At 64.6% G+C, this 9,348-nt stretch carries 11 protein-coding genes; 6 read left to right on the top strand and 5 right to left on the bottom strand.

The window, feature by feature from the left end; genetic code table 11:
* The 5 genes from WAW17_RS30325 to WAW17_RS30345 all read right to left on the bottom strand — a co-directional run.
* On the bottom strand, positions 1-1,029 hold a 1,029-nt coding region (locus WAW17_RS30325; RefSeq protein ID WP_422336547.1), incomplete at its 3' end, for an aldehyde dehydrogenase family protein.
* 20 nt (positions 1,030-1,049) lie between these two features.
* The gene (locus WAW17_RS30330) at positions 1,050-2,156 is read right to left on the bottom strand and encodes a zinc-binding dehydrogenase (protein ID WP_043800677.1); all 1,107 of its coding nucleotides are present in this window, start codon (positions 2,154-2,156) and stop codon (positions 1,050-1,052) included.
* Positions 2,157-2,203: 47 nt separating this feature from the next.
* A complete protein-coding gene (locus WAW17_RS30335) occupies positions 2,204-3,070 on the bottom strand; it encodes an SMP-30/gluconolactonase/LRE family protein (protein ID WP_043800699.1) in 867 nt (288 codons plus the stop codon).
* Positions 3,071-3,115: 45 nt separating this feature from the next.
* Positions 3,116-4,720 (bottom strand): long-chain fatty acid--CoA ligase, encoded by a 1,605-nt coding sequence (locus WAW17_RS30340; protein ID WP_200868119.1) that lies wholly within the window; start codon positions 4,718-4,720, stop codon positions 3,116-3,118.
* Positions 4,721-4,788: 68 nt separating this feature from the next.
* Positions 4,789-6,408: a flavin-containing monooxygenase gene (locus WAW17_RS30345; RefSeq protein ID WP_043800669.1), complete on the bottom strand. Its 1,620-nt coding sequence runs from the start codon at positions 6,406-6,408 to the stop codon at positions 4,789-4,791.
* Positions 6,409-6,654: 246 nt separating this feature from the next.
* On the opposite strand from WAW17_RS30345, the gene WAW17_RS30350 reads away from it, so the two are divergent.
* The 6 genes from WAW17_RS30350 (at position 6,655) to WAW17_RS30375 (ending at position 9,153) form a co-directional block, all read left to right on the top strand.
* A complete protein-coding gene (locus tag WAW17_RS30350) occupies positions 6,655-6,843 on the top strand; it encodes a hypothetical protein (protein ID WP_422336548.1) in 189 nt (62 codons plus the stop codon).
* A 300-nt stretch (positions 6,844-7,143) separates the two neighbouring features.
* A complete protein-coding gene (locus WAW17_RS30355) occupies positions 7,144-7,302 on the top strand; it encodes a hypothetical protein (RefSeq protein ID WP_422336549.1) in 159 nt (52 codons plus the stop codon).
* A 15-nt stretch (positions 7,303-7,317) separates the two neighbouring features.
* Positions 7,318-7,509, top strand: a complete 192-nt coding sequence (locus tag WAW17_RS30360; protein ID WP_422336550.1) for a hypothetical protein — start codon at positions 7,318-7,320, stop codon at positions 7,507-7,509.
* Positions 7,510-7,536: 27 nt separating this feature from the next.
* Entirely contained in the window at positions 7,537-7,755 is a 219-nt protein-coding gene (locus WAW17_RS30365; protein WP_422336551.1) for a hypothetical protein, read from the top strand.
* Entirely contained in the window at positions 7,755-8,141 is a 387-nt protein-coding gene (locus WAW17_RS30370) for a type II toxin-antitoxin system HicB family antitoxin (protein WP_229581481.1), read from the top strand. The genes WAW17_RS30365 and WAW17_RS30370 overlap by 1 nt, the downstream gene beginning before the upstream one ends.
* 550 nt (positions 8,142-8,691) lie before the next feature.
* Entirely contained in the window at positions 8,692-9,153 is a 462-nt protein-coding gene (locus tag WAW17_RS30375; RefSeq protein ID WP_422336552.1) for a hypothetical protein, read from the top strand.
* Positions 9,154-9,348: the final 195 nt, after the last annotated feature.

A 9,348-nucleotide genomic window follows, 5' to 3' on the forward strand; every position in this document is an offset into this window, starting at 1 on the left:
AAGCTTCGCGCCCTCGTCGATGCCCTTCTTGATGTAGTTGCGCACGCGCGCCCGCTGCGTCTCGGAGATGAGCGGACCGAGCTTCGCCTCGCCCTGGAAGGGGTCGCCGACCGTGTACGTCTCGGCGACCTTGACGGCGAGCTTCGTCGCCTCCTCGAGCCGGCTCTTCGGCACGAGCATGCGCGTGTGCGCGCTGCACGTCTGGCCCGAGTTCATGAAGCAGGCGCCCACGCCCTGGGTGATCGCCTTCTCGAAGTCGGCGTCGTCGAGGATCACGTTCGCCGACTTGCCGCCGAGCTCGAGGGCGACCTTGCTGACCGCCGCACCCGCGACTTCGGCCACACGTGCGCCGGCGCCGGTGGATCCGGTGAACGAGACGAAGTCGACGTCGGGGTGCCCGGCGATCGCCTCGCCGACGACACGGCCCGGGCCGGAGACGAGATTGACGACCCCGGGCGGCAGGTCTGCCTCATGCAGGGCATCAAAGAACGCAAATACCGACAGCGGGGCCTCGTTACTGGGCTTGAGGACGATCGTGCAGCCGGCCGCGACTGCGGGAACCAGCTTGGCGATCACCTGATAGAGCGGGTAGTTCCACGGAGTGATGGCGCCGACGACGCCGTAGGGCTCGCGAAGGATCACCGAGTTGCTGATGCGTTCGGTTTTTTCGGGCTGATCGAGCACCTCCAGGATGCCTTTGGCGACGGCCAGCGGTACCTTGGTCTGGACGCTCTCCGCGATGCGGATCGGTGCGCCCATCTCCGCGGTGATCAGGGCTGCGATAGCGGGCAGGTGGCGTTTGGTCGCCTCGATGATCGAGTCGACCCGCCGGCGTCGCTCGACCAGATCCACGTCCGGGTCCCAGGCGCGGCGGGCGGCGGTGACCGCACGGTCGACGTCGGCGGCAGTCCCGTGCGGGACATGGCCGATCACCTGCTCGGTGGCCGGATTGACCACTTCTATGACTCGGGCGTGCTCTGCGGGGGTGACCCAGGCACCGTCGATGTAGAGCTCGTTGCGTGCGTGCATGATTCGTTTCTCCCGGTCTGTCACAACACGATGCTGGCGCGGACGTCGCGCTTGGTCTGGGCTGCGGCGAACGCGTCGTTGATCTCCTCGAGTGAGTAGGTGGCGGCGGCGAGCCGGGACAGCGGGATCTTGTCCTGCCACTCCTGGAGGAACTGCAGCGCACGGGAGAGGACGTCGGGCTCGTAAAGCGAAACGCCGATCATCGTCTTGTTGGAGAACACGAATCGGGACGGGTCGAACTCGACGGTCTTGCCGAAGTTGATGTTGCCGATCTCGACATAACGTCCGTAGAGGCCGAGCAAGTTGAGCCCCTCGTTGATCGCGGCGGGGATGCCGACGACCTCGACGACGACGTCCGCGCCCCGGCCAGAGGTCAAACCCCGCACCAGCTTGGCGCGGTCCTTGGCCTCGGGCACCTCGGTGAGGTCGATGACGTGGTCGGCACCGAAGGCGGTCGCCAGCTCCAGCCGCTCGGTGACCCCGTCGATGGCGATGACGAGCGAGGCACCGCGAGCCTTGGCGACCGCCACCGCGTAGAGGCCCAGTGCGCCGGCTCCCTGCACGACCACCGTGTCGCCGAAGGTCTGATTCGCCCGTTCCAAGCCGTACATGACCTGTGAGAGTGCGCAATTCGCACCGGAGGCCAGGTCGTCGGACAGCGAATCGGGGACGCGGTACACGACGGCGCCGGCTGGCAGGACGAAGTAGTCGGCGTAGCCGCCGACGAAATACGGTGGTTCGTCGGCCTGTCCCAGCATCGCCATGGACAGGTTTTCGCAGGCGGTACGGTGCCCACGAAGGCACTGGTAGCAGCGGTGACAGGAGAAGAAATAGGGGAAGACCACGCGGTCGTCCTCCGACAGTGTGTGACCGTCGGAATCGGCGGTGACGCCCTCGCCGAGCTGAGCGATGGCGCCGACCATTTCGTGGCCCAGCACCGTCGGGAGCCGGCCGCCGAGACCCCTGGTGTTGAAGGTCCCGTGCCAAGCGTGCAGATCGGAGCCGCAGATGTTGGTGCGCTTGACCTTGATCAGGATCTCACCCGGACCGACGCCGTCGAGAGAGGCTTCGGTGAGAGTGAAAGGCTGGCCAGGAGCGTCGAATCTGGCGATGCGACCGGTGAACATGGGGGTCCTTTCGGGAGGAGGTCGAGATGAGAAGTGGCGGGAGACGATCAGTTCGCCCCGCGGCGTCCGACTTTCGCGGTGAGGACGTAGCCGGCCGACCGGCCCTGGGCGAAGTCAGGCAGTGTGGTGTCGTTGTTGACCAGGAACAGGATGTCGTTGTCGGGGCCGCCGAAGGTCAGCGCCACGCCCCAGCCCTTCTCGACGAGAATCCGGTCGGTGATCTCACCGCCTTCCTCCACCCGGTAGAAGCCGCTCTCGGGACCCTCGGTGAGGGCATTGGCATACCAGACGCCGCCATCGGAGTCGACGGTCATGCCGTCGGGATTGTGGGTCTCGGGCAGTTGGGCCCAGGTGCGGTAGTCGGTGAGGCTGCCGTCCGGCTGCACCTGGAATGCTGAGATCTTGTGCGCAAGGGTCTCCGAGAGCAGCAGGGTGGTGCCGTCCGGGAGCAGTTCCGCGCCGTTCGGAAACAGAACATCGCCCGGCTCGGCCGACACCGTGCCATCCGGGGTGACATGGATCAGGTTGGTGGTTTCGGGGTCGGCGCCGCCGGCCAGATCAAACCCGAAGTTGCCGATGTAGCAGTGGCCGTTCACGACACACATGTCGTTCGCGTCGCCACCGCAGTACTTGGACAAATCGGCGAACTCGGTGATGGTGCCATCGGGATCACGGCGCAGCAGCTTGTGGTCGTGCTGGGAGACGATCAAGATCCCGCCGTCGTCGGTGAAGCCGAGGCCGGATGGCGAGTTGGGAACATCTGCGATCTTCGTCCAGGCGCCGGTTGTCGGGTCCATCGTGATGACGCGCCCGTTGAAGAAGTCGCTCAGGTAGAGGGTGCCATTGTGGAAGCGGGGTGACTCCAGAAAGCCGTGGCCGCTGCTGAGCTTGCTGTAGAAATGGTCGGTGACCATCATTCTCCTCCGGGGGTAGTGATGAGTGTTGAGGTGTAAACGCGATCAGACGTACTCGTTGCGAAGCCGTTTCTTGTCGAATTTCCCGACGCTGGTCTTGGGCAACTCGGTGATGACCTCGAAGCGGTCCGGAACCCAGAACGAGGGGAATCGCTTCTTCAAGAAGAGCTTGAGTTCGTCGGGGGAAACCGTGTCGGACAGGACAACGAAGGCGACGGGCCGCTCGATCCATTTCGGATCCGGCGCGCCGACCACCGAGGCTTCTATGACCTTCGGGTGGGCGATCAGTGCGTTCTCCAGCTCGACCGAGGAGATCCACTCGCCGCCGCTCTTGATCAGGTCCTTGGCGCGGTCGACGATCGTCAGATAGCCGTCCTGGGTCATCGTCGCGATATCGCCAGTGCGGAACCAGCCGTCGGAGAAGCTCCCCGCAGAGCGGGGATCGTTGTAGTACTCGCTGATCACCCACGGTGCCCGGACGAGAACCTCGCCCGGGGTCTTTCCATCCCACGGCGCTTCGGATTCGTCCTCGCGGACCAGCTTGATCTCGACGAGTGGGAGCGGCTGCCCCTGCGTGCTGAAGATCTCGAACCTGGCGTCCTCGTCGAGGTCCTGGTTGGTGGACGTCAGCCCGGAGAAGGTCAGCACGGGGGAGGCCTCGGTCATGCCCCATGCCTGGGTGATGTGGATGCCGTGAGCTTGTTTCCACCATTTCATCTCGACGACGGGAGGTGCCTGACCGCCCAGCCACATCGTGTGCAACGAAGAGACGTCATAGTCGCCGGGGTGCTCCTCCAGTGCGCGGCGGATCAACATACCGACCGTGACTGCCCCGACGAGGACGGTGGGTGCGGCGTCTTCGATGACCTTCAAATAATCCGCACCCACCGGGTGATCGCCGGGCAGGATGATGGTGGCGCCCTGCAGAACACAGGCGAAGGGCATGCCCCAGGAGTTCACATGTGACAGCGGCGTGACCAGCAGGTATCGCTCTTTCTCGCTCACCCCGATGGTGCCGGTGGTGCACAGCCCGAGGGCGTGCAAAACGGTGCTGCGGTGGCTGTAGACCACGCCCTTCGGGTCGCCGGTCGTGCCCGATGAATAACACATCGAAGCTGCGGTGTTCTCGTCCAGATCCGGGTAGTCGTACTCGTCGGAGGCTTCGGCCATCAGGTCGGTGTAGGCGAGTACCGGTACACCCAGTTCAACGTCGGCGGGTGCCTCGCCGTCGAGCACGACGACGGTCCGCACATCGGCGAGCCGACCGGTAAGACGCGCCAGAAGTGGGAGCTGGTCACTGCTGACCAGTAGGACGGTGTCGCCGGCGTGAGCGATGGTGTACGCGATCTGATCGTCGGACAGCCGAGTATTGACGGTGTGCAGAACGGCACCCATACAGGGGACCGCATAGTAGGCGACGAGATGCTCGGCCGTGTTCCAGGCGAGAGTGCCGACGCGGTCGCCGAACGTGACGCCCAGCCCGGCAAGGACGTTCGACAGCTTGCGAGCACGCCGGCCGAGTTCGGTGAAGGTGAAGGCATCGAAGGCGTCGCCGGTGCGGGCGATGATTTCTTTGTGACCGTAGAGACGTTCCGCACGCCACAGCAGAGTCTTGATCTGAAGCGGTACGTCCATCATCAGGCTTTGCACGAGGAGCTCCTTGAGGTGGGGACACTCGATGGAGGGGAGCCGCCGTGGTGACTCCCCTCCATCGGAGATCAGGCCTTGACGAACTCCGGGTAGCCGTTGGCTGCGGAGGTGTTGACCTCTTCGAGGAACGCCGGGAGGCCGGCGGGCCACATGAGCATCTGCACCTTCTTGCCCGGGATGTTGGCGGCCATGTACCAGGACGCGGCGCGGTCGAACAGCGCCATTTCGCAGACCTCGTCGATCTTCTGCTGCCAGACCTGCTCGGCCTCGCGGGTCGCCTCGACCCGCTGGATATCGTTCTTCATCAGGTGATCGAGGAAGTTGACGACCCACTCACCCTGTGCCTCGGCGTTGGTCGGGCCGTTGCAGAAGGCCGACGGGCTCTGGGGGCCGTAGACGAACATCAGATTCGGAAAGCCGGCGGTCGCGGCGCCGAGAGCGGTGTGGGCACCGTCCCTGAACGAGTCGGCGAACGATTCACCCTCGGCATTGCGGATATCGATCTGAGTGATGCCGCCGGTGACCGCGTCGAAGCCGGTCGCCAGTACGATGAGGTCGAACTCGTGCTCGACACCATCGGCTGTGACGATGCCCTTGGTGGTCACATGGTCAATCGGGTTGTTTCGCAGGTTGACCAGGCTGACGTTGTCCTGACTGTAGATCTCGAAGTAATTCTGCTCGAGTGACGGACGCTTGACACCGAAGGGGTGCGGGGGCTCGGTCGGGGCCAGATCCTCCCAGAGATCCTCGCGCGTGATCCGCTTGCGGGTTTCATCGCGCCAGAATCTGTAGAAGGCGCGGTTGCTGTCCTCGTTGAACAAGAGGTCGTTGAAGTTGCCCAGCCACGGCACGAAGCCGCCGATATCCCACAGCCGCTGGAACTCGGCCTCTCGCTCCTCGGGGGTGACGTCGGCGGCGCCTTTGTCGAGGAAGTCGAAGTCGAAGCCGGCGAAGTGGTGGTTGCGCTGCGCCATTCGCTCGGGGTAGGTCTCTTTGTCTTTCGCATTCTCCTCATCGGTCAACTTCCGCTGGCGCATCGGCAGTGCGATCATCGGAGTCCGCTGGAAGACGGTCAGCGCCTCGGCAACCGGGGCGGACTCCTGAGCTACCTGCACACCGGAGGCTCCGGTGCCGATGACAGCGATACGCTTGCCTGCCAGGTCGACACCCTCCTGCGGCCAGCGTGCGGTGTGGTAGCACTCGCCCTTGAAGGTCTCCAGGCCGGGGATCTCTGGAATGTACGGTTTTGAACCGAATCCGGTGCACAGCAGGAAGTAGCGGGCCGAGATGTCCTTGTGTTCGCCGGTCTCGGTGTTCTCGGTGTGCACCAGCCAGCGCTTGGCGTCCTCATTGAACTCCGCGCCGGTAACCTGGGTGTTGAACGAGATGTCCTTGGACAGGTTCAGCTTCTCGTCGACGTGCTTGAAGTAGGCCCGTACCTCGGACCAGTCCGGGTACAGCTCGGAGAAGTTCCAGTCACGCCACAGCTCCTCGTCGGAGAACTGATACATCGGGCCCCACGTGTCCACCCGGGCGCCGGGGTAGCAGTTCCAGTACCAGACACCGCCGAGGCCTCCGGCCGACTCGACCGCGTGCACGTCGTAACCGATCTTGCGCAGTTTGTCGAGCTGATACAGACCCGCGAATCCTGCGCCGACGATCAGTACATCGCGTTGCTCAATGGCCATTTCGAATCTCCTTCGTTCTTGCCGCTGGGGCCGTGAGGACGATCATTGCGACCTGCGACACACCCGAGCCGTTTCATTGCGAGACACCTGCGCCGGATATCTCGCAGAAGGGGAAGCGGACTATTTCAGCTGGTCACGGAGATTTGATCGTGTTGGGTGCGACCCGCCCGTGGCTCGTCCGAACGCGTTACCTGTCTCATACCGAGACACTGATGTGAGATGCAACACCCCTATGCCTCTTCGGGAATGGCAAGCGTCGCCTTCGACGCGGAGCGGTTCGAACGTCTCATCGACCAGCCGTTCGTCGTCGCCGGGGTGCACCGCCACCCGAGCGAGCAGCTGCGCGGTGCATCGCACCCCGTTCTTGCCGCCACGGAACGCCAACAGGCTCCCGACCTGCTCTCGTCGCTATCGGCGTCGGTGTTTCTCGGCTGACGATTGGGGAAGGCGGGAGTGCAGATTGTCCATCAGAGATGTTCTGGTGCAATGGATTGGGCGATATCGCGGCTAGCGAATCTGCTGTTCGTCGTCATGACGGTATATGGCTCGGTGAAGCTGGCGGGTGTGGGAATGGGACTGCTCGGGGCCGTTCGGCAAGATCGTCGGCCCATGCGTTGAGCGGGTAGTTGCTGAGGATCCAGCCGTGGCTCCGGCCGTCGACGTCCGGGAGCAGCAGCTCGACCCACCGGCCGGGGCGTCGACGTCGCAGACATCTGGCAGCCGTACGTGGGGCCGGTGGTGTTCGCGTCGGTCGATGACGAGGGGGAGACGCAGTCTTTGGTGGGGGCGCAGATTGCGGCGTTGTTGGCGACCGCGCAGGTGGGCGGGCTGGCGGTGCTCGATGCGTCCCTCGATGACGAGGACGAGGACGAGGACGAGGAGGTGGGAGTGTGATGCGTTCGGTGGGAGGTGTCTGCACGCAGCGTGACGGTGACGGTGCCCGCCGATTTCGCGCTGGAGTACGCGGACCTCGGTGATGCGGGAGGGAGGGCGTCGGGTGTGGTTGATCCGGGGTGGGGTCCGGGCCTGTTGGTTCGTGGTGGTGTCGGTGTCGCAGTCGAATCTCCTGATCAGGAAATCGTCTATCCCCCCTTTACTTGAAAAGTAAAGGGGGGATAGACTTATAGTGTGAAGAGAACGGACCTCCTCAAGGAGTTGCGGGACTATGCCAAGGCCAACGGCCTCGAGTTCAGCGAGACCGAAGGCGGTAACCACACCAAGGTGGTGCTGGGCGGGCGTCGGACGGTGGTTGCCCGGCATACCGAGATCCCGGACCTGCTGGTGAAGAAGATCCGCAAGCAGCTGGAGATCCCGGCTCCAGGCAAGGGCGCGAAAGGGGCGAAATGATGAAGGTGACGGCAAAGGCCGTGCGTGACGGCGGATGGTGGGTCGTGGAGGTGCCGGAGGTGGACGGCGCGTTCACCCAGGCTCGCAGGCTCGACCAGATCCCGGCGATGGTTGCCGATGCGGTGGGTCTGCTCGAAGATGTGCCGGCCGAGGACGTCGAGGTGGACCTCGATGTCGATCTCGGCGATCCGGCTGTGCTCGAGGAAGCCCGCAGGGCTCGTGTGCAGGTCGAGGCGGCGGCCCGGGCTCAGGAGGAGGCGGCGCGTGTGTCGCGTGCGGCGGTGGCGCATCTGCGTCATGGTGTGAAGTTGTCGGTTCGGGATACCGCTGTGGTGTTGGGGGTGAGCCCGCAGCGGGTTTCTCAGCTCGACCGCGCCGTCGGTTAGACCGTCCACCGCAGCTCTTCGGCCCCTGCACCCTTCTTCGGGTGCGGGGGCCGTGTGCGGCTATTGCTGCTTCAGGGGAAAGGGTCGAATCCTGTGTGGTCACCGGTGAGGACGTCCCGGATCGCGCGCGGCTGTGGCGGTCGGCCGGACACTGGTCGGCGGTTGCGGGGTCGTACCGATCCGGGGACGTGTCATCGGGCAGCTACCCGTCGACGTGGCTCGGTAGACGCTTCGCGGGCCGGACATGGTTGTGGCCGTGGCGCTGGTGTGATCGGAGTGGTGGTGTCTGTTGGGTCGGATACGGTGCGGCGGGTGTACAGCGATGAGGATGTGGTGCGGTTGGTGGCTGCGGTGCGCGAGTTGGATCCGCAGCCCCGGCAGCGGCGGTGGGTGAGCGCGAGCTTCTGTGTCCTCGACGCGGTCTTCAGTATCGGCGCGCACTATGACCGTCACGTCGTGCCGGTGGTGCAGCGGGTTGCCGCTGACTTCGGCGTTGCATCGCCGTCGGTGCCGATGTCGGTGCCGGAGTCCGCTGATCCTGTTCCGCTCGATGGGTTTCGACCGCTACCGGTCGGTGGGTGCACTTCTGGAGGTGGTCAAGAACCGGCAGAACACCTCAACTCGGGGCGGCATCCGTAAGGCCGACGCGGCGCTGCGGTACGCGGCGGTGCTGTGTGAGCACGAGGTGACCACTGTCGACGATGCCCGGACGTTGCTGAGCGACGGCGACCGCTTGGACGTGGTCGAGGCGGCGTTGCGGCAGGTTCCGGGTGAGGGTGGGTCGGGTGTGCGCCGCGGCTATTTGTGGATGCTGATCGGTGATCAGGACACCGTCAAGCCCGATCGGATGGTGATGCGGTGGCTCGCCCGCCACGGTGCCGATACGACACCTGATTCGGCGCGTGGGCTTCTTCGGGACATCGCGCGAGAGCTGAGTGCCGGCTCAGGGCGGGAGGTTTCTGCGTGGGAGGTCGATCACGCGATCTGGCAAGCCGCTCGCTCCGGACACTGACACCCTAGGTTCGACCCATGTGGTCGGGGACAGCTCACGAGACGGACGCGCGACCTCGTCCGAGCCAGACCCGCCAGCGTCCACCCCACCCGGGAGGCACGCACCGGGCGGAACCAGGCCTAAATGCAATACCGTTCAGTTAGAGGGTTGTGCGGTATCGTGTCGGCGTGCCGCGTAGTGGATGGGTGAAGCCGG

It is taken from the genome of Rhodococcus sp. (in: high G+C Gram-positive bacteria), from assembly GCF_049286785.1.
Taxonomy (GTDB): Bacteria; Actinomycetota; Actinomycetes; order Mycobacteriales; family Mycobacteriaceae; genus Rhodococcus_F.